The 25427-nt window shown below is 53.6% G+C and carries 22 protein-coding genes and 1 pseudogene; 10 read left to right on the top strand and 13 right to left on the bottom strand.

Going from position 1 to position 25427, the window contains the following annotated elements; translation table 11 throughout:
* Positions 1-28: 28 nt before the first annotated feature.
* Together speE and speD are read left to right on the top strand one after the other, a co-directional pair.
* Complete coding sequence (speE, locus tag HMPREF3178_RS13720; protein ID WP_004108060.1) at positions 29-892, top strand: polyamine aminopropyltransferase; 864 nt, start codon at positions 29-31, stop codon at positions 890-892.
* Between the two features lie 14 nt (positions 893-906).
* On the top strand, positions 907-1701 hold the full coding sequence (speD, locus tag HMPREF3178_RS13715; RefSeq protein WP_004108061.1) for an adenosylmethionine decarboxylase: 795 nt from the start codon (positions 907-909) through the stop codon (positions 1699-1701).
* Between the two features lie 31 nt (positions 1702-1732).
* Here speD and yacL read toward each other — a convergent pair whose 3' ends face one another.
* Both yacL and acnB read right to left on the bottom strand, forming a co-directional pair.
* Complete coding sequence (gene yacL / locus HMPREF3178_RS13710) at positions 1733-2095, bottom strand: protein YacL (RefSeq protein ID WP_004108063.1); 363 nt, start codon at positions 2093-2095, stop codon at positions 1733-1735.
* A 175-nt stretch (positions 2096-2270) separates the two neighbouring features.
* Positions 2271-4868 (bottom strand): bifunctional aconitate hydratase 2/2-methylisocitrate dehydratase, encoded by a 2598-nt coding sequence (gene acnB / locus HMPREF3178_RS13705; protein WP_004108065.1) that lies wholly within the window; start codon positions 4866-4868, stop codon positions 2271-2273.
* Positions 4869-5224: 356 nt separating this feature from the next.
* Between acnB and HMPREF3178_RS13700 the strand changes: the two genes are divergently transcribed.
* Positions 5225-6829 carry a DUF3300 domain-containing protein gene (locus HMPREF3178_RS13700; RefSeq protein WP_017144977.1) on the top strand — a complete coding sequence of 535 codons (1605 nt, stop codon included), beginning with the start codon at positions 5225-5227 and terminating at the stop codon, positions 6827-6829.
* Positions 6830-6839: 10 nt separating this feature from the next.
* Complete coding sequence (locus HMPREF3178_RS13695; RefSeq protein ID WP_016807530.1) at positions 6840-7640, top strand: DUF2950 family protein; 801 nt, start codon at positions 6840-6842, stop codon at positions 7638-7640.
* Between the two features lie 48 nt (positions 7641-7688).
* On the opposite strand, the gene HMPREF3178_RS13690 is transcribed toward HMPREF3178_RS13695, so the two are convergent.
* From HMPREF3178_RS13690 to pdhR, 5 genes are all read right to left on the bottom strand, one after another.
* Entirely contained in the window at positions 7689-7973 is a 285-nt protein-coding gene (locus HMPREF3178_RS13690) for a hypothetical protein (RefSeq protein WP_004108075.1), read from the bottom strand.
* Positions 7974-8135: 162 nt separating this feature from the next.
* Positions 8136-9560 carry a dihydrolipoyl dehydrogenase gene (gene lpdA, locus HMPREF3178_RS13685; RefSeq protein ID WP_004098637.1) on the bottom strand — a complete coding sequence of 475 codons (1425 nt, stop codon included), beginning with the start codon at positions 9558-9560 and terminating at the stop codon, positions 8136-8138.
* Positions 9561-9767: 207 nt separating this feature from the next.
* Complete coding sequence (aceF, locus tag HMPREF3178_RS13680) at positions 9768-11660, bottom strand: pyruvate dehydrogenase complex dihydrolipoyllysine-residue acetyltransferase (protein WP_004108076.1); 1893 nt, start codon at positions 11658-11660, stop codon at positions 9768-9770.
* A gap of 14 nt (positions 11661-11674) precedes the next feature.
* The gene (gene aceE / locus HMPREF3178_RS13675; protein ID WP_004108078.1) at positions 11675-14338 is read right to left on the bottom strand and encodes a pyruvate dehydrogenase (acetyl-transferring), homodimeric type; all 2664 of its coding nucleotides are present in this window, start codon (positions 14336-14338) and stop codon (positions 11675-11677) included.
* 241 nt (positions 14339-14579) lie between these two features.
* Positions 14580-15359 (bottom strand): pyruvate dehydrogenase complex transcriptional repressor PdhR, encoded by a 780-nt coding sequence (gene pdhR, locus HMPREF3178_RS13670; RefSeq protein WP_004098632.1) that lies wholly within the window; start codon positions 15357-15359, stop codon positions 14580-14582.
* Positions 15360-16012: 653 nt separating this feature from the next.
* Here pdhR and aroP point away from each other — a divergent pair.
* From aroP to HMPREF3178_RS13655, 3 genes are all read left to right on the top strand, one after another.
* Positions 16013-17383: an aromatic amino acid transporter AroP gene (gene aroP / locus HMPREF3178_RS13665; RefSeq protein WP_160886621.1), complete on the top strand. Its 1371-nt coding sequence runs from the start codon at positions 16013-16015 to the stop codon at positions 17381-17383.
* Positions 17384-17559: 176 nt separating this feature from the next.
* Positions 17560-18966, top strand: a complete 1407-nt coding sequence (locus HMPREF3178_RS13660) for a glycoside-pentoside-hexuronide (GPH):cation symporter (RefSeq protein WP_004108084.1) — start codon at positions 17560-17562, stop codon at positions 18964-18966.
* Entirely contained in the window at positions 18966-19916 is a 951-nt protein-coding gene (locus HMPREF3178_RS13655) for a glycoside hydrolase family 43 protein (RefSeq protein ID WP_016807529.1), read from the top strand. The genes HMPREF3178_RS13660 and HMPREF3178_RS13655 overlap by 1 nt, the downstream gene beginning before the upstream one ends.
* Positions 19917-19947: 31 nt before the next feature.
* Here the strand turns inward: HMPREF3178_RS13655 and ampE are convergent, their stop codons facing one another.
* Positions 19948-20802, bottom strand: coding sequence for a beta-lactamase regulator AmpE (gene ampE, locus HMPREF3178_RS13650; RefSeq protein ID WP_004108089.1), 855 nt, complete (start codon positions 20800-20802; stop codon positions 19948-19950).
* A 9-nt stretch (positions 20803-20811) separates the two neighbouring features.
* Positions 20812-21363, bottom strand: a complete 552-nt coding sequence (gene ampD, locus HMPREF3178_RS13645; RefSeq protein ID WP_004108091.1) for a 1,6-anhydro-N-acetylmuramyl-L-alanine amidase AmpD — start codon at positions 21361-21363, stop codon at positions 20812-20814.
* Between the two features lie 202 nt (positions 21364-21565).
* Between ampD and nadC the strand changes: the two genes are divergently transcribed.
* The 3 genes and pseudogenes from nadC to HMPREF3178_RS13630 form a co-directional block, all read left to right on the top strand.
* Positions 21566-22459, top strand: a complete 894-nt coding sequence (nadC, locus tag HMPREF3178_RS13640; RefSeq protein ID WP_004108093.1) for a carboxylating nicotinate-nucleotide diphosphorylase — start codon at positions 21566-21568, stop codon at positions 22457-22459.
* A 183-nt stretch (positions 22460-22642) separates the two neighbouring features.
* Entirely contained in the window at positions 22643-23074 is a 432-nt protein-coding gene (ppdD, locus tag HMPREF3178_RS13635) for a prepilin peptidase-dependent pilin (protein ID WP_004108095.1), read from the top strand.
* 10 nt (positions 23075-23084) lie between these two features.
* Positions 23085-24029 (top strand): annotated as a pseudogene (locus tag HMPREF3178_RS13630) (ATPase, T2SS/T4P/T4SS family); the annotation flags it as partial.
* A 382-nt stretch (positions 24030-24411) separates the two neighbouring features.
* On the opposite strand, the gene HMPREF3178_RS13620 reads toward HMPREF3178_RS13630, so the two are convergent.
* From HMPREF3178_RS13620 to HMPREF3178_RS13605, 4 genes are all read right to left on the bottom strand, one after another.
* Complete coding sequence (locus HMPREF3178_RS13620; RefSeq protein ID WP_017144982.1) at positions 24412-24633, bottom strand: hypothetical protein; 222 nt, start codon at positions 24631-24633, stop codon at positions 24412-24414.
* Positions 24630-24815, bottom strand: a complete 186-nt coding sequence (locus HMPREF3178_RS13615; RefSeq protein ID WP_017144983.1) for a hypothetical protein — start codon at positions 24813-24815, stop codon at positions 24630-24632. The genes HMPREF3178_RS13620 and HMPREF3178_RS13615 overlap by 4 nt, the downstream gene beginning before the upstream one ends.
* Entirely contained in the window at positions 24816-25064 is a 249-nt protein-coding gene (locus HMPREF3178_RS13610) for a hypothetical protein (protein WP_017144984.1), read from the bottom strand.
* Between the two features lie 11 nt (positions 25065-25075).
* Positions 25076-25427: hypothetical protein (locus HMPREF3178_RS13605; RefSeq protein WP_139146030.1), on the bottom strand; the 352-nt coding region annotated here is incomplete at its 5' end.

Raw genomic sequence — 25427 nt, 5'->3', positions numbered from 1 at the left:
ACAGGTGTTAACAAAGGAGGATCTGCCCGTGGCCGATAGCAATCTGTGGCATGAAACGCTGCACGACCATTTTGGTCAGTATTTCAGCGTTGATAACGTACTGTATCATGAGAAAACCGATCATCAGGATTTAATCATATTCGAAAACGCTGCCTTTGGCCGCGTGATGGCGCTGGATGGCGTAGTACAAACCACCGAACGTGATGAGTTTATCTATCATGAAATGATGACCCATGTTCCTTTGATGGCCCACGGCCAGGCGAAACATGTATTAATCATCGGCGGCGGCGATGGCGCAATGCTGCGCGAAGTCTCCCGTCATCGCAACATCGAAACCATCACCATGGTTGAAATTGACGCGGGCGTAGTTTCATTCTGCCGCCAGTATCTCCCTAATCATAATGCTGGCGCGTACGATGACCCGCGCTTTACGCTGGTTATTGACGATGGCGTCAATTTTGTTAATCAAACCGCGCAAACGTTTGACGTCATTATCTCCGACTGCACCGATCCTATCGGTCCCGGCGAGAGCCTGTTCACTTCCGCCTTTTACGAAGGCTGCAAACGCTGCCTCAATCCAGGAGGAATCTTCGTTGCTCAGAACGGCGTTAGTTTCCTGCAGCAGGATGAAGCCGTCGATAGCCATCGTAAGCTCAGCCATTACTTTGGTGATGTAAGCTTCTATCAGGCGGCGATCCCAACCTATTACGGCGGCATCATGACCTTCGCGTGGGCCACGGACAATGAAGCCCTGCGCCATCTTTCCAGTGAAATCATCCAGGCCCGTTTTCACAAGTCAAACCTGAAGTGTCGCTATTACAACCCGGCAATTCACGCGGCGGCATTTGCTTTACCGCAATATTTACTGGATGCGCTATCCACCGTTAAGTAAGGGGGTGATCTAAATTGAAAAAATTGAAGCTGCACGGCTTTAACAATCTGACCAAAAGCCTGAGTTTTTGCATTTATGATATCTGCTACGCAAAAACGGCAGAGGAGCGCGATGGCTACATCGCCTATATTGATGAACTCTATAACGCCAACCGCCTGACGGAAATTTTGTCGGAGACCTGTTCGATTATCGGCGCCAATATTCTTAACATTGCCCGTCAGGATTATGAACCTCAGGGCGCCAGCGTGACTATTCTGGTCAGCGAAGAGCCGATCGACCCGCAGCTCATCGATCAGACGGAACACCCGGGCCCGCTACCGGAAACCGTCGTGGCGCATCTCGATAAAAGCCATATTTGCGTTCACACTTACCCGGAAAGCCATCCTGAAGGCGGGCTGTGCACCTTCCGCGCCGATATTGAAGTCTCAACCTGCGGAGTCATTTCGCCGCTGAAAGCCCTGAACTATCTGATTCACCAGCTTGAATCCGATATCGTCACCATCGATTACCGCGTTCGCGGCTTCACCCGTGATGTGAACGGTATGAAGCACTTCATCGATCATGAAATCAACTCCATTCAAAACTTCATGTCCGAGGATATTAAATCTTTGTATGACATGGTGGACGTGAACGTTTATCAGGAAAATATTTTCCATACCAAGATGTTGCTGAAGGAGTTCGACCTTAAGCACTACATGTTTCACACCAGGCCGGAAGATTTAACGGAAGAAGAGCGCAGGGTCATCACCGATCGGCTCTGGAAAGAGATGCGCGAAATTTACTACGCAAGAAATATTCCGGCGGTGTAACGCCCGGCGGAGCACGGAGGCTCCGCCAGACTTAGCGCTGCTGCATAAACTCCCGGTAGGCAGCAACGACCTGCAAAAAATCTTCAACGCCGCAGAGCGAGAGGCTTTCTTCGTCATAGTAGCTCATCCCCTCTTCTATCTCATCGCCGGAAAAATCCAGCTGATTAGCGCGGATCATCACTTCTTCGCCATCCAGCCATAGCGTGTATTCATGGCCGGCACGTTGCCAGGAACGTTCGCTGCCTTTAATGGTACGCGCAGCCTGCTCTACTTCATCCAGCAGGGCAAGGTTGCCTTTAACCTCCTCGTTGAACCAGTGGCCGAGCGCCTCATGGTCCATCGACATTCGCACCTTTACCACTCCGGTAATATCGCGCAGAAATTCGTAATCCATAGTCTTTTCCTCTGCAAGGGCAGTGCGTCACCGCTGCACTGTACCCATAACGTCATTATCGCAGCAGTCAGAGAGAAAAAAAGCGTCGCTGACGGAGGGATTGGAAATAAAAATGCCCGGTGATGCAATGTTCACCGGGCATTGAAGGGATTATGTACAACGCTGACTTATTGCGTTATACCGCGGTCTGGAAAATCACCCCATCAGCCTTCTCAGTATACTGACCCAGCTGATCGAAGTTCAGGTAGCGGTAGGTATCCGCCGCGGTTTTATCCACCTGAGCAACGTAGGTCTGATACTCTTCCGGTGTCGGTAGCTTACCAATCAGCGCCGCAACGGCCGCCAGCTCCGCAGAAGCCAGGAAGACGTTAGCGCCGGTACCTAAACGGTTCGGGAAGTTACGGGTTGAGGTTGAAACCACCGTCGCACCGTCGGCAACGCGCGCCTGGTTACCCATACACAGGGAGCAGCCAGGAATTTCAATACGCGCACCGCTCTTACCGAACACGCTGTAGTAGCCTTCTTCAGTCAGCTGCGCAGCATCCATACGGGTTGGCGGCGCCACCCACAGGCGAGTCGGCAGTTGGCCTTTGTGGCTGTCCAGCAGCTTACCGGCCGCGCGGAAGTGGCCAATGTTGGTCATGCAGGAACCGATAAAGACTTCATCGATCTTCTCACCCTGCACGTCGGACAGCAGACGCGCATCGTCCGGATCGTTCGGCGCGCAGAGGATAGGCTCTTTGATATCGGCCAGATCGATCTCGATCACCGCCGCATATTCTGCATCCGCATCGCCTTCCAGCAGCTGCGGATCGGCCAGCCATTTTTCCATGCCCTGAACGCGACGCTCCAGCGTACGACGATCGCCGTAACCTTCGGCGATCATCCACTTCAGCAGGACGATATTGGAGGTCAGATATTCAACAATCGGCTCTTTGTTCAGCTTGATGGTACAGCCGGCAGCAGAACGCTCGGCGGAGGCATCGGTCAGCTCAAACGCCTGCTCGACCTTCAGATCCGGCAGACCTTCAATTTCCAGAATGCGGCCAGAGAAGATGTTTTTCTTCCCTTTCTTCTCAACGGTCAGCAGACCTTGTTTGATTGCGTACAGCGGGATCGCATGCACCAGATCGCGCAGAGTGATACCCGGCTGCATTTTGCCTTTAAAGCGAACCAGTACTGATTCCGGCATATCCAGCGGCATAACGCCGGTTGCTGCGGCAAACGCCACCAGACCGGAGCCCGCAGGGAAAGAGATACCAATCGGGAAACGGGTATGCGAGTCACCGCCGGTGCCCACGGTATCCGGCAGCAGCATACGGTTCAGCCAGGAGTGGATAACGCCATCGCCCGGACGCAGCGATACGCCGCCGCGGTTCATAATGAAGTCCGGCAGCGTATGGTGCGTTGTCACGTCAACCGGCTTCGGATACGCAGCGGTGTGGCAGAAGGACTGCATCACCAGGTCGGCAGAGAAGCCCAGACAGGCCAGGTCTTTCAGCTCATCACGGGTCATTGGCCCAGTGGTGTCCTGAGAGCCTACGGAGGTCATCTTCGGTTCGCAATAAGCGCCCGGACGGACGCCGGCAACGCCGCAGGCGCGGCCAACCATTTTCTGCGCCAGCGAGTATCCGCGGCTGCTTTCCGCTACATCTTTCGCCTGACGGAAAACATCGCTGTGCGGCAGACCCAGCGCTTCACGCGCTTTGGTGGTCAGGCCGCGACCGATAATCAGCGGAATACGGCCACCGGCGCGGACTTCGTCGATCAGCACGTCGGTTTTCAGTTCGAAGTTCGCCAGCAGCTCGCCGGTTTCGTGGTTACGCACTTCGCCTTTGAACGGATAAACGTCGATGACGTCGCCCATATTCAGGCGGTTTACGTCAACTTCAATCGGCAGCGCGCCAGCATCTTCCATGGTGTTGAAGAAGATAGGCGCAATTTTGCCGCCGAGAACCAGACCGCCGCCACGTTTGTTCGGCACGTTCGGAATATCGTCGCCCATAAACCACAGCACCGAGTTGGTGGCGGATTTACGCGATGAGCCGGTACCGACGACATCACCAACGTAGGCCAGCGGGAAGCCTTTTTGCTGCAGGGCTTCAATTTGCTTAATCGGGCCAACGACGCCAGGCTGATCCGGGTCGATACCTTCACGGGCGTTTTTCAGCATCGCCAGCGCGTGCAGCGGGATATCCGGACGGGACCAGGCATCAGGAGCCGGAGACAGGTCATCAGTATTGGTTTCACCGGTCACTTTAAAAACGGTCACGGTGATTTTATCGGCCAGCTGAGGACGGCTCAGGAACCACTCAGCGTCTGCCCAGGATTGCATCACCTGTTTGGCATATGCGTTGCCCGCTTTGGCTTTCTCTTCTACGTCGTAGAAATTATCAAACATCAGCAGGGTGTGGGACAGCGCTTTGGCGGCAATCGGCGCCAGCTTTGCGTCGTCGAGCGCGTCAATCAGGGGATGAATATTGTAACCGCCCTGCATGGTGCCCAGCAGTTCGATAGCTTTTTCAGGGGTAACCAGTGGGGAGGTCGCTTCGCCTTTAGCGATCGCGGCAAGGAATCCGGCTTTAACATAGGCGGCTTCGTCGACGCCTGGCGGTACGCGGTTAATTAACAGGTCTAACAGGAATTCTTCTTCACCCGCAGGCGGGTTTTTCAGCAGTTCTACCAGCGCGGCCATTTGGGTTGCATCTAAGGGTTTGGCAACAATCCCCTCGGCGGCACGCTCAGCTACGTGCTTACGGTATTCTTCTAGCACGACGGTTCTCCTCGCTCTCATTGTAAAATGCGGTAGGCGATTCTCTTCACGCTCCTGTGAGACAGCAGTTTGTAGGGTAAATGCCCGATACCGCGTCGGCAGCATAGCAGGATTTTGGCGGGGTGTTAATCTGTTTACAAAAAAGCAACATTAAAAATTAGCTGAATCGTTAAGGGCAGAATATTGCAGGTTTTATGTCAGTTTAGCGGAAGATAAAATTAATTCTGTTACACATAACTGACCACAATCCCAACAAAAATCAAAAACGCAAATGCGCCCTCCTTAATACTCAGGCACTTCTCCGTCGTTCGACAATAGCCAGTCGAAACGGGCCAACTTTTGTGTCGGGAGTACTCATGACGCTGCCTTTCAAACCCCACGTGCTCGCCCTGCTTTGCAGCGCCGGGCTACTCGCCGCCGCGGGTACGCTGTATGTAAAAAGCCGGGAACCGCAAACCGCTGCCGAGCCCCCTGCCGTTACGCAGACGGCTCAGGCAACCGCCGCCGCTCAGCCGGTGACTACCGCCTTAACTCCCGCGCAGATAGATCAGTGGGTCGCGCCGATTGCGCTCTATCCCGACAATCTACTGTCACAGGTGCTAATGGCTTCGACTTATCCGGGCAACGTCGTGCAGGCGGTGCAGTGGTCGCAGGATCATCCGACGATGAAAGGCGATTCGGCGGTACAGGCGGTGGCAAATCAGCCCTGGGATCCCAGCGTAAAATCGCTGGTCGCCTTCCCCGCTCTGCTGGCGTTAATGGGGGAAAACCCGCCATGGGTGGAAAACCTGGGGAACGCATTTCTTGCCCAACCTCAGGACGTAATGGACTCGGTGCAGCGCTTACGCGCCATTGCCCGGCAAACCGGAACGTTAAAATCCACGCCGCAGCAGAAAATCATTACCGCCACCAGCTCCGCGGCTCCGGCAACGTCAACGTCAACGTCAACGACCACCGCTTCCCGCAGTAGCAGTGCCGTCACCTCCTCCGCCCCGGCGCCAGTGATTATTAAGATCGAATCCACCGATCCGAATGTCGTGTATGTGCCGGCCTATAATCCCTCGGTGGTTTATGGCGCCTGGCCTGACGCGGCCTATCCACCGGTCTACCTGCCGCCGCCTCCCGGCGAGCAGTTCACCAATAGCTTTGTAAAAGGTTTTGGTTTTAGCCTCGGCGTCGCCACCACCTACGCCTTATTCAGCAATATCGACTGGGATGACAATGACCATCATCATGATGACGATCATCACCATCACGATGATGATCATCACGACGGCTACTCGCACAACGGCGATAGCATCCATATCAACGTGAATAATTTCAACCATATCACCGGGCAAAACCTGCCGGGGAATCATGCCAGCTGGCAGCATAATCCCACCTGGCGCGGTAATATTCCGTACCCAAACGACAACATTGCGCAGCAATTCCATCAGACCACTGTTCCCGGTGGGCTGAGCGCGACCCGACATCAGCCAGTCGATCGCAACGCACAGCGTCAGGCTGCAATGACTCAGCTGCAGCAGCGTACCGGCCCGGCGTCAGCAGCAGGTCACTCGAACGCACATGCGCCTTACCGCGATGCCCAGCGTCAGGCCGCATCGCAGCAGCTGCATCTGCTGACCCAGCGCAATAACTATCGCGGCTATGACCAGGCGCAGGCGGTTAATCATAGCGCCGTACAACCGCAACATCGGGAAGCGCTAAAAACACAAATCCAGACTTCCACAGGGCAGCAGCAGCGCCGCGAACAGTTGCGGACCGCAACGCCCGAACAACGCCAGCAGAAGCTAAATGACCTCCACGTCAATGCCCTCAGCGGTAACGACATCCGCTCTCCCGACTGGCAGTCGCAGCGGGAACGCGGCCTGCAGAGCCGTCATATCTCAGGTTTAAACAGCGAGCAGCGCAGCGCGGTCAGAGAGCACTTGTCCGAGCATCGTGAACTGCGCCATCGCTGAGGATACGCAAATGAAAAAATTATTAAAAATGACGCTGCTGGCCCTGGCCCTGGCGCCCGGCATGGCGCTAGCTCAGCAGCAGTTTTCCTCCCCTAATGAGGCCGCAAGCGCGCTGGCTGAGGCAATCGGCAGGCATGATGAATCTGCTCTCAACGAGCTGCTCGGCGATAGCTGGCAGCAATTTTTACCGCCGGATGGCATCGACCCTGACGCCGTCGCTCGCTTTCAGCGTGACTGGAAGGTTGGCCACCGTATCGTTCTGCAGGAAAATACCGCCTGGCTGGAGGTAGGCCGGACAGAGTGGCGTCTGCCGATACCCATCATCAAAGATAACGATGGCTGGCATTTTGATATGGCCGCGGCTGAAGATGAGATTCTCACGCGCGCAATTGGTCGTAATGAACTGTCAGCCATTCAGGCTATGCACGCTTACGTTGACGCTCAGCAGGATTTTTATCAATTAAACCACGCCTGGGCGCAGAAGATTATCAGCAGCGACGGCAAGAAAGATGGGCTCTACTGGCCCGTCGCGCCGGGAGAGGCATCCAGCCCGTTAGGGCCAGCCTTTAGCCCCGTTGAACCCGGTGAGGGCTATCATGGCTATCGTTTCCGTATTATCAAAGATGGGGGCAATCATGGCGTCGCCCTGCTGGCATGGCCCGCGACATGGGGGAAAACCGGCATCATGAGCTTTATGGTCAACCAGGATGATCGCGTTTATCAGGCTAATTTAGGTGAAGAAACGCCGAACAAGGCGCAGGCCATTTCTCAGTTTTCACCTGATAATGGCTGGCAGACCATCGATCAGTAAAAAATCCCGGCGCGCGATAACGCTGCCGGGCCATATCGCCATGATGAGTTAGCCCTGATGGGGCATCAGAGACGGGTCGCCCGCAAAAGCCGGTTTAGTGCTGCTCAGCGCCGCTTCGTCAGCGCTTATGCTACCGGAATTCGCCGCCCACACGCCTTCGCGAGTCTTCGTGATCTGCTGATGCTGCATATTTAAATCCTGGCCCATAGCCGCAATATGCGTACTTTCAGTACCGCCGCTGTTATCAGCCCAGGGGATAACGGCATCAGCTGCGCAGGCCATGCCCGAAACTAAGGTTGCGGCCAACAGCGTCGTCGTTAAAAATCTTTTCATCACACACCTCACATATAGTTAATTAGCTATAAGTTTACAGAGTTACTATTTTTCAAGTATTAATAAGGTATGCAATTTTATTAACAGCGACACAGTTCTAAACATCAGGCATAAAAAAAGCGGCTCACTGAGCCGCTTCTTCATTTTGCCTGAAAGAAAAACTTACTTTTTCTTCGCTTTCGCGTTCGGCAGGTCGGTGATGCTACCTTCAAAGACTTCCGCAGCCAGGCCAACGGACTCGTGCAGAGTCGGGTGAGCATGGATAGTCAGCGCGATGTCTTCAGCGTCACAGCCCATTTCAATCGCCAGACCGATTTCACCCAGCAGCTCGCCGCCGTTGGTGCCGACAATCGCCCCGCCGATAACGCGATGAGATTCTTTGTCGAAAATCAGTTTGGTCATACCGTCAGCGCAGTCAGAAGCGATAGCGCGGCCAGAAGCCGCCCACGGGAAGGTGGCGGTTTCATAGCTGATGCCTTTCTCTTTCGCTTCTTTCTCTGTCAGACCAACCCATGCAACTTCTGGTTCGGTATAAGCGATAGACGGGATAACTTTCGGGTCGAAGTAGTGCTTCATACCGGCGATAACTTCTGCGGCAACGTGGCCTTCGTGAACGCCTTTGTGCGCCAGCATCGGCTGACCAACGATATCGCCGATCGCGAAGATGTGCGGCACGTTAGTGCGCAGCTGTTTGTCGACGCGGATAAAGCCACGCTCGTCAACTTCAACGCCTGCTTTACCGGCATCGAGGTTTTTACCGTTCGGCACGCGGCCGATAGCGACCAGAACGGCATCGTAACGCTGCGCTTCCGCCGGGGCTTTTTTGCCTTCCATGGAAACGTAGATACCGTCTTCTTTCGCTTCAACGGCGGTAACTTTAGTTTCCAGCATCAGGTTGAATTTCTTGCTGATGCGCTTGGTGAAGACTTTCACCACGTCTTTATCGGCAGCCGGGATAACCTGGTCGAACATTTCAACCACGTCAATCTCTGAACCCAGCGCGTGATATACGGTGCCCATTTCCAGACCGATGATACCGCCGCCCATAACCAGCAGACGTTTTGGTACGGTTTTCAGCTCCAGCGCATCGGTGGAGTCCCATACGCGCGGATCTTCATGCGGAATGAACGGCAGTTCAATCGGACGGGAACCCGCCGCGATGATAGCGTTGTCGAAGTTGATCACGGTTTTGCCGTTTTCGCCTTCCACTTCCAGGGTGTTAGCGCCGGTAAATTTACCCAGACCGTTAACCACCTTCACTTTACGACCTTTGGCCATGCCAGCCAGACCACCGGTCAGCTGAGTGATGACTTTTTCTTTCCAGGTGCGAATCTTGTCAATGTCGGTTTTCGGCTCACCGAAAACGATGCCGTGTTCGGCCAGTGCTTTCGCTTCTTCGATAACTTTTGCAACGTGCAGCAGTGCTTTAGAAGGGATACAGCCGACGTTCAGGCAAACACCGCCGAGGGTGCTGTAACGTTCTACGATGACGGTTTCCAGACCTAAATCAGCGCAACGGAAGGCAGCAGAATAACCTGCGGGACCTGCCCCAAGTACCACGACCTGAGTTTTGATTTCAGTACTCATCATGACCTCTGTAATTTGTATCCGGCGGGTCTGACGCTATAGTTTTTACGCCCATGTCCACCGGGACGTTCTATCCGCAAGCATTTTACAAAATTGTTAACAATTTTGAAACAACAAACGGCAAACGATTTTGTCCTTTATTGCTGGTAACTTCAAAACGCAGAAGAGATTACCAGAAAAAAGCCGGCCGTCAGGCCGGCTTTTCGCTTACATCACCAGGCGGCGAATGTCGCTCAGCATATTGTTGATGATGGTGATAAAGCGCGCACCATCAGCACCGTCGATCACGCGGTGATCGAAGGACAGAGAGATCGGCATCATCAGACGCGGAACAAACTCTTTACCATTCCACACCGGCTCCATCGCGGACTTGGACACGCCGAGGATAGCCACTTCCGGCGCGTTAACGATCGGCGCGAAGTGGGTGGTACCCAGGCCGCCGATGCTGGAGATAGTGAAGCAACCGCCCTGCATTTCGCCAGCGGTCAGCTTACCATCACGCGCTTTCTTAGAAATCACGGTCAGTTCACGAGACAGCTCGGTTACGCTCTTCTTGTTCACATCTTTAAAGACCGGAACCACCAGGCCATTCGGGGTATCAACCGCCACACCAATGTTGATGTATTTCTTCAGCGTCAGACGCTGGCCATCTTCAGAGAGCGAGCTGTTGAAGCGCGGCATTTGCTCAAGCGCAGCGGCAACGGCTTTCATGATGAAGACAACCGGAGTGAATTTCACGTCCAGTTTACGCTTCTCAGCTTCGGCGTTCTGCTGTTTACGGAACGCTTCCAGATCGGTGATATCGGTTTTGTCGAAGTGAGTAACGTGCGGGATCATCACCCAGTTACGGCTCAGGTTAGCACCAGAGATTTTCTGAATGCGGCCCAGTTCAACTTCTTCCACTTCACCAAACTTGCTGAAGTCCACTTTCGGCCACGGCAGCATGCCCGGGATCCCGCCACCGGTTGCCGCAGGCGCAGCTTCAGCGCGTTTAACCGCTTCTTTCACGTAAGCCTGAACGTCTTCGCGCAGGATACGGCCTTTGCGACCCGTACCTTTCACTTTCGCCAGGTTGACGCCGAACTCGCGCGCCAGGCGACGAATCAGCGGCGTTGCATGAACGTACGCGTCGTTTTCAGCGAACTCAGATTTGCCTTCCGCTTTAGCAGCAGGAGCTGCAGCAGGTTTCGCCGCCTGAGCCGGAGCTGCCGCAGGTGCAGCGGCTTCTTGCTTAGCCGGAGCCGCTGCAGGCGCTGCGCCTTCCACTTCGAAGACCATAATCAGGGAGCCGGTTGAGACTTTGTCGCCGGTGCTGATTTTGATCTCTTTCACGGTGCCCGCAAACGGCGCCGGAACTTCCATAGAGGCTTTATCGCCTTCTACGGTGATCAGCGACTGTTCAGCGGCAATCTTATCGCCCACTTTAACCATCACTTCAGTGACTTCAACTTCATCACCGCCGATATCCGGAACGTGAACTTCTTTAGAACCCGAAGCTGCCGGTGCAGCAGCAGCCGGAGCGGCTTCCGCTTTTGCCGGAGCTGCGGCAGGCGCTGCGCCCGCTACTTCGAAGATCATGATCAGGGAGCCGGTTGAGACTTTATCGCCGGTGTTAATCTTGATCTCTTTCACGGTACCCGCGAACGGCGCCGGAACTTCCATAGAGGCTTTATCGCCTTCTACGGTGATCAGCGACTGTTCAGCGGCGATGGTGTCGCCCACTTTAACCATGATTTCAGTGACTTCAACTTCATCACCGCCGATATCCGGTACGTGAACTTCTTTTGCGCTCGCGGCTGCAGGCGCAGCGGCGGCCGGAGCGGCTTCTTTCTTCTCTTCCTGCGCAGGTGCAGCGGCTGCTGCACCATCGGCGGAATCGAAAATCATGATCAGTTTACCGGTCTCGGTTTTGTCGCCGACGGAGACTTTAATCTCTTTAACAACGCCAGCCTGCGGAGACGGGACTTCCATAGAGGCTTTGTCGCCTTCTACGGTGATCAGCGACTGTTCAGCTTCAACTTTGTCGCCAACTTTGACCAGAATCTCGGTGATTTCAACTTCATCAGCCCCGATGTCCGGTACTTTGATTTCGATAGCCATTATTCTTTTACCTCTTACGCCAGACGCGGGTTAACTTTATCTGCATCGATGTTGAATTTAGTGATGGCTTCCGCAACCACTTTCTTATCGATTTCGCCACGTTTAGCCAGTTCGCCCAGCGCTGCTACCACCACGTAGGAAGCATCAACTTCGAAGTGGTGACGCAGGTTTTCACGGCTGTCAGAGCGACCGAAGCCGTCGGTACCCAGTACGCGGTAATCATCAGCCGGTACGTAAGTACGAACCTGCTCAGCGAACAGTTTCATATAGTCAGTAGACGCAACTGCCGGAGCGTCGTTCATCACCTGAGCAATGTACGGAACGCGCGGAGTTTCCAGCGGGTGCAGCATGTTCCAGCGTTCACAGTCCTGGCCATCGCGCGCCAGTTCGGTGAAGGAGGTAACGCTGTACACGTCAGAGCCTACGCCGTAGTCGTTGGCCAGGATCTGCGCTGCTTCACGCACGTGACGCAGGATAGAACCGGAGCCCAGCAGCTGAACTTTACCTTTGCTACCTGCAACGGTTTCGAGTTTATAGATACCTTTACGGATACCTTCCTCGGCGCCTTCCGGCATCGCCGGCATATGGTAGTTTTCGTTCAGCGTGGTGATGTAGTAGTAAACGTTCTCTTGCGCTTCACCGTACATACGTTCCAGACCATCCTGCATGATGACCGCAACTTCGTACGCGTAAGACGGATCGTAAGAGATACAGTTCGGGATAGTCAGAGACTGAATGTGGCTGTGGCCATCTTCGTGCTGCAGACCTTCGCCGTTCAGCGTGGTACGACCGGAAGTCCCGCCGATCAGGAAGCCGCGAGCCTGCTGGTCGCCAGCCTGCCAGCACAGATCGCCGATACGCTGGAACCCGAACATGGAGTAGTAGATGTAGAACGGGATCATCGGCAGGTTGTTGGTGCTGTAAGAAGTCGCAGCAGCCAGCCAGGAGGCGCCGGCACCCAGTTCGTTGATACCTTCCTGCAGAATCTGGCCTTTTTCGTCTTCTTTGTAGTAAGCAACCTGCTCACGGTCCTGCGGAGTGTACTGCTGGCCGTTCGGGCTGTAGATACCAATCTGACGGAACAGACCTTCCATACCAAAGGTACGCGCTTCATCGGCGATGATCGGCACGAGGCGGTCTTTGATGGATTTGTTCTTCAGCATCACGTTCAGGGCACGTACGAACGCGATAGTGGTCGAGATCTCTTTGTTCTGCTCTTCCAGCAGCGGACGGAAATCTTCCAGGGTCGGCAGCTCCAGCTTCTCAGTGAAGTGGGTCTGACGGCTCGGCAGATAGCCGTGCAGTTTCTGACGCTGGGCGTGCAGATAAGTGTGCTCTTCGGAACCTTCCGGGAAGGTTACATACGGCAGTTTTTCGATATCAGCATCGGCAACCGGCACATTGAAACGATCGCGGACGTAGCGTACGCCGTCCATGTTCATTTTCTTAACCTGGTGAGCGATGTTTTTACCTTCGGCGGTGTCACCCATGCCGTAACCTTTGATGGTATGGGCAAGGATTACGGTAGCTTTGCCTTTGGTTTCCTGCGCTTTTTTCAGTGCAGCATAGACTTTCTTCGGATCGTGACCGCCGCGGTTCAGGGCCCAGATCTGCTCGTCAGTCCAGTCGGCAACCAGCGCTGCGGTCTCCGGATATTTACCGAAGAAGTGCTCACGCACGTAAGCGCCGTCTTTGGATTTGAAGGTCTGGTAATCGCCGTCAACGGTTTCTTCCATCAGTTGGATCAGTTTACCGCTGGTATCTTTACGCAGCAGCTCATCCCAGCGACCGCCCCAGATAACCTTGATAACGTTCCAGCCGGCACCGCCAAAGATGCCTTCCAGTTCGTTAATGATCTTGCCATTACCGGTAACCGGACCGTCAAGGCGCTGCAGGTTACAGTTGATTACGAAGACCAGGTTGTCCAGCTTCTCACGGGTTGCGATGGTGATCGCGCCTTTAGATTCCGGCTCGTCCATCTCACCGTCGCCGAGGAAAGCGTAAACGGTCTGTTTAGAGGTGTCTTTCAGGCCGCGGTGTTCCAGATATTTCAGGAATTTAGCCTGATAAATCGCACCGATTGGGCCCAGACCCATAGAGACGGTCGGGAACTGCCAGAATTCCGGCATCAGTTTCGGGTGCGGGTAAGAGGACAGACCTTTACCGTGAACTTCCTGACGGAAGTTGTTCATCTGCTCTTCAGTCAGACGACCTTCCAGGAAAGCACGCGCATAGACGCCCGGAGAGATGTGGCCCTGGAAGTAAACCAGGTCGCCGCCGTCCTGCTCGTTGCGTGCGCGGAAGAAGTGGTTAAAGCACACTTCGTAGAAGGTTGCGGAAGACTGGAAAGAAGCCATGTGGCCGCCCAGTTCGAGATCTTTTTTCGATGCGCGCAGAACGGTCATGATGGCGTTCCAGCGGATCGCAGAACGGATACGACGTTCCAGATCCAGATTACCCGGGTATTCCGGCTCATCTTCAACGGCAATAGTGTTCACGTAACCGCCGGTCGATGCGCCAGCAGCCACTTTCACCCCGCCTTTGCGGGCTTCAGAAAGGAGTTGGTCAATAAGATACTGAGCGCGCTCAACACCTTCTTCACGGATGACCGATTCGATCGCCTGTAGCCAGTCGCGAGTTTCGATCGGATCCACGTCATTTGGTAAACGTTCTGACATGGGGGGTATTCCTTATCTATCTAATCGTTGATTAATCTGGAACCTGTCCCATTGCGCTCTTTGTTCTTCATGCTTCTGGCTGTCTCTTTGTTGGCTTCGCTACCTCACTCCAGTCGCATAGTTCACTATGCTCCCGGGGATTCGCGCGCTTGCCGCCGCGATACACCCAAAATTATTTTGAACAACTAAAAGTGCAATAAGACAGGTTCTGCGTTTAGTTGCCGCGCTCTAAAAATGGCGCTTAAGAACCGGAGTTCTCATCCTTTCGTTGCTGTAAACGACGCAGTGAGCGTTCACGACGGCTCTGCTCACGGCTACGATCCAGCAAAATTTCCTCTATGAACGCCAGGTGACGATGCGAGGCTTCACGCGCCTGCTCCGGCTCCCCGGCGATTATCGCCTCAAAAATTCGAGTGCGATGATTGCTGACCTGCGGGAGCATTTCCCGGCGGGCGTACAACAATTCAAAATTCTGGCGAACGTTCTGAGCCAGCATTGGCTCCATACAGCGTAGTAGATGGAGCAGCACAACATTGTGCGCCGCTTCGGTGACGGCTATTTGATACTGGACGACGGCATCGGATTCAGCATCAAGATCGCCCGACTGCTGAGCCCGCTCGATAGCCTGATGCAGCTCGCGAATGCGTTCGCGATCTTCATCATTGCTGCGCAGCGCTGCGTAATATGCGGCAATGCCTTCAAGCGCGTGACGGGTTTCCAGCAGATCAAATTGGGATTCAGGGTGGTCGGACAGTAGCTCTACCAGCGGATCGCTGAAGCTCTGCCACAGGCGGCTTTGTACAAACGTTCCGCCCCCCTGGCGACGAAGCAACAACCCCTTAGCTTCGAGGCGTTGAATAGCCTCACGTAGCGAGGGTCGGGAAACGTCAAACTGTTTTGCCAGTTCACGTTCAGGCGGGAGCTTTTCACCGGGGCGCAACGTCCCCTCAAGGATTAAAAACTCCAGCTGCTGCTCTATCACATCGGATAGTTTTGGTTGGCGGATCTTGCTGTAGGCCATATTCCCTGTCTCTGCCATTAGCCCGGAGTCAATTGGTCTTACCAATTCATAGTTCGTATCGCTAAAGTAACAAAGTATTCACCTTCTGTCCATACAGGTTTTGATTGAAATCATTAAACCCGGCACGTTTTAACAACCTTACAGAAATAACATTTCATAAATGTAACTTTGCACAAATGTTGTGTTTACTCACAAGGAGGTAGCATTAACTAAATGGAAACGAAAAATTACGCTATCTGAACCGATTCAACGCCTTTTTTAATGAATATAAATTCACTTAACATGAATAACAGAGAAGAAAGGAGTAGATGCGGAGTATGCTGGCATAATTTACAAATGGTTTCTTTTTGCTCGCTTCGTCATCATCCCTTCATAAAGCAGGTGCATTCAGCGGCGCTTATCACTATTCTCCATGTTACGAAAGGCCTTTTCATGAATTACCCTCTCTGCCTTGCGTAAACAAATAAGTACACATACGGAATTTGATAATTACACACATACAATAATATGTGCGCTACATCACTCGGGGCAAAACGGGGCGCAGGCTCAGTGAAACTTCGCTGACTATGCTATCAGGCAGGGATGGACAGCGAAGAAGTCACCTGATGGATGACGCATACAAACATAATAACCATAACCACACACGAGGTTTCATGATGGAAGGTCAACAGCATGGCGATCGGCTAAAGCGCGGCCTTAAAAACCGCCACATTCAGCTTATTGCGCTGGGAGGCGCTATCGGTACCGGTTTGTTTCTGGGTAGTGCATCCGTCATCCAAAATGCAGGTCCCGGTATTATTCTGGGCTACGCAATTGCCGGTTTCATTGCCTTCCTGATCATGCGTCAGCTGGGCGAGATGGTGGTAGAAGAGCCGGTAGCCGGTTCATTTAGTCATTTCGCCTATAAATACTGGGGCGGCTTTGCGGGCTTTGCTTCCGGATGGAACTACTGGGTTCTCTACGTTCTGGTGGCCATGGCCGAGCTGACCGCGGTCGGGAAATACGTTCAGTTCTGGTGGCCGGAAATTCCCACCTGGGTTTCTGCGGCTATTTTCTTTATCGCCATCAATGCTATCAACCTGACTAACGTCAAGGTGTTTGGCGAAATGGAGTTCTGGTTCGCGATCATTAAAGTTGTCGCCGTTGTGGCGATGATCCTGTTCGGCGGCTGGCTGTTGTTCAGCGGCAACGGCGGTCCGCAGGCTACCGTACGCAACCTGTGGGAGCAAGGCGGGTTCCTGCCGCACGGCTTCACCGGGCTGGTGATGATGATGGCGATTATTATGTTCTCCTTCGGCGGCCTTGAGCTGGTGGGTATTACCGCCGCAGAAGCAGATAACCCGGAGCAAAGTATCCCGAAAGCGACCAACCAGGTTATCTACCGCATTCTGATTTTCTATGTAGGATCGCTGGCCGTTCTGCTCTCTCTGCTGCCGTGGAGCCGCGTGACCGCCGATACCAGCCCGTTCGTCCTTATCTTCCACGAACTGGGCGATACCTTCGTCGCTAATGCCCTGAATATTGTGGTATTAACCGCAGCGCTTTCCGTTTACAACAGCTGCGTATACTGCAACAGCCGTATGCTGTTCGGTCTGGCCCAGCAGGGGAACGCGCCAAAAGCGCTGATGAGCGTCGATAAACGCGGCGTGCCGGTTAATACGATCCTCGTTTCCGCGCTGGTCACCGCGCTGTGCGTACTGATTAACTACTTCGCGCCGGAATCCGCGTTTGGTCTGCTGATGGCGCTGGTGGTTTCTGCGCTGGTGATCAACTGGGCGATGATTAGCCTGGCGCACATTAAATTCCGCCGCGCTAAGCAGCAGCAGGGCGTGGTCACCCGCTTCCCGGCGCTGTTTTATCCGTTAGGCAACTGGATCTGCCTGCTATTTATGGTCGGGGTACTGGTTATTATGCTGATGACTCCGGGCATGGCGATTTCCGTCTATCTGATCCCGGTGTGGATTGCCGTTCTCGGCGTCGGTTATCTGTTCAAGCAGAAAACCGCCAGCGCCGTTAAAGCATAATCATACATCACCTGAATCTGTGCCCGCCCGCCGCTGGCGGGCACAGCGCATTGTTATCTGCTTCACACTTTCCTCGTCATAACCCATTTATCCATATCGTCGACCCTATCCTGCAACGCAATCATCTCTTACCCGACTAATAATCCTCTCCATACCGCAACGGGGAGATCGTCGCTATGAATGGCAATAAGCTTTCAGTTAAAGAGAAAATAGGCTACGGAATGGGCGATGCCGGATGTAATATTATCTTCGGCGCCATCATGTTGTTTGTTAACTATTTTTATACGGATATTTTTGGTCTCGCACCGGCGCTGGTCGGGGTGCTTCTGCTTTCCGTACGCGTTATTGATGCCGTGACCGACCCGATTATGGGGGCAATGGCAGACCGTACCCGCAGCAAATATGGCCGTTTTCGCCCTTGGCTCCTGTGGATCGCTTTCCCGTACGCGCTGTTCAGCGTCCTGATGTTTACCACCCCGGAATGGACGTACAATAGCAAGGTTATCTATGCTTTCGTCACCTACTTCCTGCTCTCTCTGACCTACACCGCGATCAACATCCCCTACTGCTCATTGGGTAGCGTGATTACGAACGACCCGCAGGAACGCGTGGCCTGTCAGTCATATCGTTTCGTATTGGTCGGCATCGCTACCCTGTTGCTCTCCCTGACGCTGCTGCCGATGGCGGACTGGTTCGGCGGCGAGGATAAAGCCAAAGGCTACCAGATGGCGATGACCGTGCTGGCGATTATCGGTATGTGCATGTTCCTGTTCTGCTTCGCCACCGTCCGTGAACGCGTAAAACCCGCAGTCCAGACCAACGACGAGCTGAAAAAAGATCTAAAAGACGTCTGGAAAAACGACCAGTGGGTTCGCATCCTGCTGTTAACGCTGTGCAACGTCTGTCCGGGCTTTATCCGTATGGCTGCGACCATGTACTACGTCACCTGGGTTATGCAGCAAAGCACCCACTTCGCCACGCTGTTTATCAGCCTCGGGGTTGTCGGAATGATGATCGGCAGTATGCTGGCTAAAGTCCTGACCGATCGCTGGTGCAAACTGCAGGTGTTTTTCTGGACTAATATCGTCCTGGCGATTTTCTCCTGCGCGTTCTATTTCTTCGACCCGCACGCCACCATGATGATTATGGTGCTCTATTTCCTGCTGAACATTCTGCACCAGATCCCGTCGCCGCTGCACTGGTCGCTGATGGCCGACGTTGATGACTACGGCGAATGGAAGACCGGTAAGCGCATCACCGGCATCAGCTTCTCCGGCAATCTGTTCTTCCTGAAAGTCGGCCTGGCCATCGCCGGCGCGATGGTTGGCTTCCTGCTCTCCTGGTACGGTTACGATGCCGGCGCGAAGCAGCAAAGCGCTTCCGCGATTAACGGTATCGTATTGCTGTTCAGCGTTATCCCCGGCGTCGGCTATCTGATTACCGCCGGCGTGGTGCGTATGCTGAAGGTAAACCGCGAATTTATGCGGCAAATTCAGTCCGACCTCGAAAAACGTCGGATTAACTACAGCGAGCTCAACGACTATCAGGAACTGAAAACCGGCGAACATGTAAGGAAAGCATAATGAAAAACTGGCCGAACCCATTTATTGAACAACGCGCGGACCCTTATATTCTGCGCCATCAGGATAGCTACTACTTTATCGCCTCGGTACCGGAGTATGACCGTCTGGAAATCCGACGCTCAGCCACCCTTGAAGGCTTGCGCGACGCGCAGCCGGTGGTCGTCTGGCGTAAGCCGGACAGCGGCCCAATGAGCCAGCTCATATGGGCCCCGGAGCTGCATAAAATTAACGGCAAATGGTATATCTACTTTGCCGCCAGCCACACGCACGATCTGGATGCGCTGGGTATGTTCCAGCACCGCATGTTCGCGCTGGAATGCGCGGACAGCGACCCGTTAACCGGTAAATGGCAGGAAAAAGGCCAGATTAAAACGCCGCTTGATACCTTTGCGCTGGATGCCACGACTTTCCGCCATCAGGGTAAGCAGTGGTATCTATGGGCGCAAAAAGATCCTGAAATTAAAGGCAATACCAACCTCTATCTGGCTGAACTGGAAAATCCGTGGACGCTAAAAGGTCAGCCGGTCATGCTGAGTCAACCCGAGTTCGACTGGGAGTGCCGAGGTTTTCTGGTGAACGAAGGCCCGGCGGTACTGTTCCATGGCGACAAGCTGTTCGTCAGCTATTCCGCCAGCGCCACCGACGAAAACTACTGCATGGGCCTACTGTGGATAGACGTCAGCGCCGACCCTCTCCGCCCGGAAAACTGGCATAAAGCGCCGCAGCCGGTATTTCGTACCAGCTATGAGAATCGTCAGTATGGGCCAGGCCACAATAGCTTTACGCAAACGCCGGAGGGAGAAGATGTGCTGGTGTACCATGCGCGCAACTACACCGAAATCGAAGGCGACCCGCTGTATGATCCGAATCGCCATACGCGCCTGAAGCTGATTCGCTGGCAAGAAAACGGGATGCCTGATTTTGGCATCCCGGCAGCAGAGACGAATTAAAAGCGGAACCTGCCCGCCAGCGGGCAGGTGCTTAAATCAACGTACCGTAAATCGTCAGCAGCGCCATAATCACGACCACCACCAGCGATGTTTTTTTCGCCATTGAGACTGCCGCCTTCGGCGTTGCCACTTTATCCACATGCGGCTCGCGCGCAAGTGAATACTGCGCCAGGCGCGTCAGCACCTGATACTGCGAAGAGTGGCGGTCGCCCAGCGAAGCAAACCACGCAGGCAAAGCCTTTTCCCCGTGTCCAATCAGCGCGTAGACCACGCCGACCAGACGTACCGGAACCCAGTCGACTACGTGCAAAATGCCGTCAATCCCCGACTGTAAGCGATGACGCGGCGTCTGATAACGCGCCAGCCAGGTCTGCCAGGCCCGCAGCGTACAATAGGCCACCAGAGTTAGCGGCCCCCACGGTCCGCCGACAACGAACCAGAACAGCGGAGCGAGATAGTAGCGGTAGTTAATCCACAGCAGCGCGTTTTGCAGCTCGCTCAGATATTCACGCTGGTCGCAGCCGGGCGGCACGCCGTGGATCAGGGTGAGCTCGCTGGCCATCGCATCGCAGGCGCGGCTATCGTCGCGCGCCGCGGCTTTCAGATAGGCGTGATAGTGCAAACGCACTTTACCTGCGCCAATACACAGCAAACCAAGCAGGATCCAGAACACCAGCAAAGGAACGTTAAACAGCTGCCCTTGCAGCAGGCGCTGAATAACATACACGACCGCCGCCGCCGCTGCCGTCATCAGTACGGTGGTCAGCAGGGAATAATGCTTAACCCGGCGAAACAGCACTTCCAGCCGGTGATCGAGCTGCCAGTGCTCGCCAAGCTTAAACAAACGCTCGGCTATAAGTACTAACAGCGTAGTGAACAACGTCATGGCATCTCCTTATTCTGACGACGGGGTTAACAGACTGCGAAATTTAGCCCAGTCAAAGGCCGGACCGGGATCCGTTTTACGCACGGGCGCAATATCGCAATGGCCGGTGATATGGTCAGCTATCGCCGGATAAAGCAAGATAAGCTGACGGGTAACCGCAACCAGTTGCTGATACTGCGCGTCGGTATAGGCCAGCGTATCGGTCCCTTCCAGCTCAATGCCGATGGAAAAGTCGTTGCAACGTTCTCGGCCGCGGTAGCTGGAAACGCCCGCGTGCCAGGCACGCTTATCAAAAGGGACATACTGCACGATTTCACCATCGCGGCGAATCAGACAGTGTGCCGAAACGCGAAGATGAGCTATTTCAGCAAAAAAAGGGTGCGCATTCGGATCGAGCGTCCCGCTGAACAGGGCATCAATCCATGGCCCGCCAAACTCACCTGGCGGCAGGCTAATATTATGCACCACCAGCAACGAAGGGGTTTCATTATCCGGGCGGCTATCGTAGTGCGGCGAAGGAACCCGACGCGCTTCTACCAGCCATCCCCCGTTCAACTGCATGTTGATCTCCTTATTACTAGCTTATGCATTCGCGGCACCGTGGCCATCGCATCCCCGGCATCATTTGCGCTCTTCTTCAGTTGGCTAACGCCAAAAACTCAACGCTGAAAACCACCGGCGAAATGAAGCGGATGTGGTACGGAAACGTCGTTCAGGTTAGCATGTTTCCCACTTCTGAATCTTATCTATCTGGAGCTTTCTCATGACGCCTCGTCGCTACAATCCCGACCGCCGCCGTGACGCGCTGCTGGAGCGTATTAATCTTGATATTACCGATGCCGTGGCCCAATCCCTGCGGGAAGATTTAGGCGGCGAAGTGGATGCCAATAATGACATTAGCGCCCAATTATTGCCGCAGGACGCACGCTCGCACGCGGTAGTGATCACCCGTGAAGACGGCGTATTTTGTGGTAAACGCTGGGTGGAAGAGGTCTTTATTCAGCTTGCGGGCGATGATGTTAACTTCACCTGGCATGTTGCCGATGGCGATGCGGTAAAAGCCAACCAGCCGCTGTTCGAGCTGGAAGGCCCTTCGCGTATTTTGCTTACCGGCGAACGTACCGCGCTTAATTTCGTGCAGACACTCTCCGGGGTGGCAAGCGAAGTTCGTCGCTATGTCGACCTACTGGCCGGCACTAAAACTCAGCTGCTCGATACACGCAAAACGCTGCCTGGACTGCGCACGGCGCTAAAATATGCCGTTCTTTGCGGCGGCGGCGCCAACCATCGTCTGGGTCTCTCCGATGCCTTTCTGATTAAAGAGAACCATATTATCGCTTCCGGCTCGGTACGGCAGGCGGTAGAAAAAGCGTTCTGGCTGCACCCGGATGTTCCGGTAGAAGTCGAAGTTGAAAACCTTGAAGAGCTGGATGAAGCGCTGAAAGCCGGTGCCGACATTATTATGCTCGATAACTTCACTACCGATATGATGCGCGAGGCGGTCAAACTCACCAATGGCCAGGCAGCGCTGGAAGTCTCCGGCAACGTCACATTCGACACCATTCGTGAATTCGCTGAAACCGGCGTCGATTACATTTCCGTAGGCGCATTGACCAAGCACGTCCGCGCTCTTGATCTCTCTATGCGTTTCCGCTAATTCCCTCGCCCCGGTTTGCACTTCATGCCGGGGCGCACTTTTGCGAACCGACTCGCACGCCAGTAATCTCTCACTGCAACCCGCAAAAAAAGCCTGGAAGCCTGCTTCCTTAGGCGCGATCCGCTGCTCGTATCGCAGAATAAACCCCGGCAAAGTGCTCCCGAGGATAACAAGGAGCAACTTATGGACAAACAACGTGGTTTTACTTTAATCGAACTGATGGTGGTCATCGGAATCATCGCGATACTCAGCGCAATCGGCATTCCGGCTTATCAGAACTACCTACGAAAAGCAGCGCTTACCGATATGCTGCAAACCTTCGTCCCTTTCCGCACCGCCATTGAGCTTTGCGCGCTTGAGCACGGCGGCATAACCACCTGCGATGGCGGCAGCAACGGTATCCCTTCGCCCGCGACTACTCGCTATGTCTCGGCCATGACCGTGGCGGCAGGCGTTGTCACGCTCACCGGACAGGAAAGTCTCAATGGCTTAAGCGTCACGATGACGCCGAACTGGGATAACGCTAACGGCATTACCGGCTGGCAGCGCGTGTGCAATATTACCGGTGATAGCGCACTCAAGCAGGCCTGTGAAGACGTGTTCCGTTTTAACTGAGGCCGCAGCAATGAAAACTGAACAATTAATACCTCTCTGCCAGCGCTATCACGCCTTGCTGCTTGATAGCAATGAACACACTATCGCTATCGCCGTGGTTGATTCCCCTGCCCCGGAGCTGCTGGAGGCGCTACGTTTTGCGACTCAGAAAAGGATTGATATCGAATGCTGGAGCCAGGATCGGATGGACAAGCGGCTGCAGGCACCGGGAATAGCAACGCTTGCCCCGCCTGTCGAAGCTTCAGCCAGCATCGTTGAACAGGTCAATAATCTTCTGGAACAAGCTCTGCGCCAGCGCGCATCGGATATTCATATCGAACCAGGCGAACAGCAACTGAGAATTCGCCTGCGGGTAGATGGCGTACTACATTCTCTGACGCCGCTGGCCCCGGAACTTGCCGCACCTATTACCGCCCGGCTTAAGGTGCTCGGCAATCTGGATATTGCCGAACATCGAACGCCGCAGGACGGCCAGTTCACCCTTACGCTCTCAGATCGTCCGATCTCGTTTCGGATCGCTACGCTTCCCTGCCGTGGAGGAGAAAAAATCGTTCTGCGCCTGTTACACCAGGTCGAGCAGACGCTGGACCTCGAAGCGCTGGGGCTCTCTTCACAACAGCTTGCCGCCTTTCGCTCGGCGCTTAACCAACCTCAGGGACTGATACTGGTCACCGGTCCGACGGGAAGCGGAAAAACCGTCACTCTTTATAGCGCGCTGCAGGCGCGAAATCGTGATGAGGTCAACATCTGTAGCGTGGAAGATCCGCTGGAGATCCCCATCGTGGGAATGAATCAAACGCAGATTAACCCACGCGCGGGGCTCACCTTTCACAGCGTGCTGCGCGCCCTGCTACGTCAGGATCCCGATATCGTTATGGTGGGAGAGATACGCGATGCTGAAACCGCGGAAATTGCGATAAAAGCAGCGCAAACCGGGCATCTGGTACTAATTACAACTCTCTAATCACTAACTTCGATTTGTATAGATGTTAAGCGACTTCAAGGATATGGCATAGAGCTTTACCAGACAGTTCCAATTGATTCCTATGCTGGTTTTATGTACAGTGAATCGTGATAAAGCAAGTAGCATTCAGGAGATTACTTATGTCCTCTTATGATTCGCGGGTTCAGTTGACGTCAAAAAGCAGCGTTATCTATAAGTTTCTGGTTCATGCGGATACCCCACAGGGGGCAAGAGTTAAAGTCCAAAACCATCTGAGAAAGCTGGGAGATTTTGATTTCAGTGAAATATGCATTTCGTCTATGGAGGTGAGGGGTGATGTCTTGCTTCTAAACCCTGACGGTACAAAGTGCCTGATTTTTTGAAGTACAAGTCATCATCGCAATGTATGTTTTTCAAGCAGATGAACAATAGCGATGTGATGCCGCTGCTTATCACTACACCCTGCAATACCGTAACGCTTAACCAGTTCATAGCCGACCTTATCCAGCTTTTTCAGTAGCTGCTCAGGTAGCGATAAGACCAAATTGAAGGCTACGGGTGTAAGCACCTCTTGTTTATCATTTTGTTTCAGTGGGTTGAATGCGTAAAGGTTCATTGTTCAGTCTCCACTTGTCGTAGCATCTCACCAATTGCCAGTATTAGACGCTGTTCTTCTGACTTAATCCCGCTACCGATTCGGTTTGCCAGCCTTTCCAGTTGCCCCAAATAAAAAGGGTGAAGGTTCAGAGCTATGTTTGCTCGTACTTGCTGACCATAAGCATTGAAGAGTTGATTCATTTACCGCCCTCCTGTCATTTTCCTAATTGCCTCTTTCAGGGCTGTATCTCTTTGCTGTTCAATTGTTGGCTTTGGCTTAACCTTGTAAGTGGTGATTGCTTTCGATGGTTTCACAGTTGGTTTAGGCTTACTGCCTGAAGAGAGTGATTTATAAGTTGCTTCACTGATTTCTATTTGCCCGTCAAAATACTTGAATTGCATTGAGTCAGTCAGATGATTATAGCTGCCACGTTTGGACAGCCCTTTCATTGGGACACTCATTATTCGTTTACCTCTTCAGTATCAGTTACAATCAGGTTCAGGTAATCGGTAAAGTCTTTTACAGAATCTAAAGCCTTACGGGCCTCAATCACAATCTTATTACGCTGGTGGACAGCTTCAGAGGCTTTTACCTTCAGACGTTCAATCATCTTATCAATAGTTGACTCAGCCTCTGCTGTAGCCTTATCAGTGATTTCCTGAAGAGGATTATCTTTAGCGTTCTTTGGCACACGAATGAAACTAATTACACCGATGCCCATGCGGTGAACCATGTAGCCAGAATCAGCCATTGACTCAATAATCTGCTGTTGGTTCGTTGGGGCTTTGTTGAATAAATCGAACTTTTGCTGA

The sequence above is a fragment of the Klebsiella sp. HMSC09D12 genome (assembly GCF_001808475.1).
GTDB lineage: Bacteria > Pseudomonadota > Gammaproteobacteria > Enterobacterales > Enterobacteriaceae > Klebsiella > Klebsiella oxytoca.
Note: the sequence above shows the minus strand (reverse complement) of the source record. Positions and strands in the feature narration are given on the sequence as shown.

Coding starts and splice junctions, on each gene's coding strand:
- yacL (WP_004108063.1), bottom strand. CDS start 2,095: ATGGATTACGAATTTCTGCGCGATATTACCGGAGTGGTAAAGGTGCGA.
- HMPREF3178_RS13700 (WP_017144977.1), top strand. CDS start 5,225: ATGACGCTGCCTTTCAAACCCCACGTGCTCGCCCTGCTTTGCAGCGCC.
- HMPREF3178_RS13695 (WP_016807530.1), top strand. CDS start 6,840: ATGAAAAAATTATTAAAAATGACGCTGCTGGCCCTGGCCCTGGCGCCC.
- HMPREF3178_RS13690 (WP_004108075.1), bottom strand. CDS start 7,973: ATGAAAAGATTTTTAACGACGACGCTGTTGGCCGCAACCTTAGTTTCG.
- lpdA (WP_004098637.1), bottom strand. CDS start 9,560: ATGAGTACTGAAATCAAAACTCAGGTCGTGGTACTTGGGGCAGGTCCC.
- aceF (WP_004108076.1), bottom strand. CDS start 11,660: ATGGCTATCGAAATCAAAGTACCGGACATCGGGGCTGATGAAGTTGAA.
- aceE (WP_004108078.1), bottom strand. CDS start 14,338: ATGTCAGAACGTTTACCAAATGACGTGGATCCGATCGAAACTCGCGAC.
- pdhR (WP_004098632.1), bottom strand. CDS start 15,359: ATGGCCTACAGCAAGATCCGCCAACCAAAACTATCCGATGTGATAGAG.
- aroP (WP_160886621.1), top strand. CDS start 16,013: ATGATGGAAGGTCAACAGCATGGCGATCGGCTAAAGCGCGGCCTTAAA.
- HMPREF3178_RS13660 (WP_004108084.1), top strand. CDS start 17,560: ATGAATGGCAATAAGCTTTCAGTTAAAGAGAAAATAGGCTACGGAATG.
- HMPREF3178_RS13655 (WP_016807529.1), top strand. CDS start 18,966: ATGAAAAACTGGCCGAACCCATTTATTGAACAACGCGCGGACCCTTAT.
- ampE (WP_004108089.1), bottom strand. CDS start 20,802: ATGACGTTGTTCACTACGCTGTTAGTACTTATAGCCGAGCGTTTGTTT.
- ampD (WP_004108091.1), bottom strand. CDS start 21,363: ATGCAGTTGAACGGGGGATGGCTGGTAGAAGCGCGTCGGGTTCCTTCG.
- nadC (WP_004108093.1), top strand. CDS start 21,566: ATGACGCCTCGTCGCTACAATCCCGACCGCCGCCGTGACGCGCTGCTG.
- ppdD (WP_004108095.1), top strand. CDS start 22,643: ATGGACAAACAACGTGGTTTTACTTTAATCGAACTGATGGTGGTCATC.
- HMPREF3178_RS13620 (WP_017144982.1), bottom strand. CDS start 24,633: ATGAACCTTTACGCATTCAACCCACTGAAACAAAATGATAAACAAGAG.
- HMPREF3178_RS13615 (WP_017144983.1), bottom strand. CDS start 24,815: ATGAATCAACTCTTCAATGCTTATGGTCAGCAAGTACGAGCAAACATA.
- HMPREF3178_RS13610 (WP_017144984.1), bottom strand. CDS start 25,064: ATGAAAGGGCTGTCCAAACGTGGCAGCTATAATCATCTGACTGACTCA.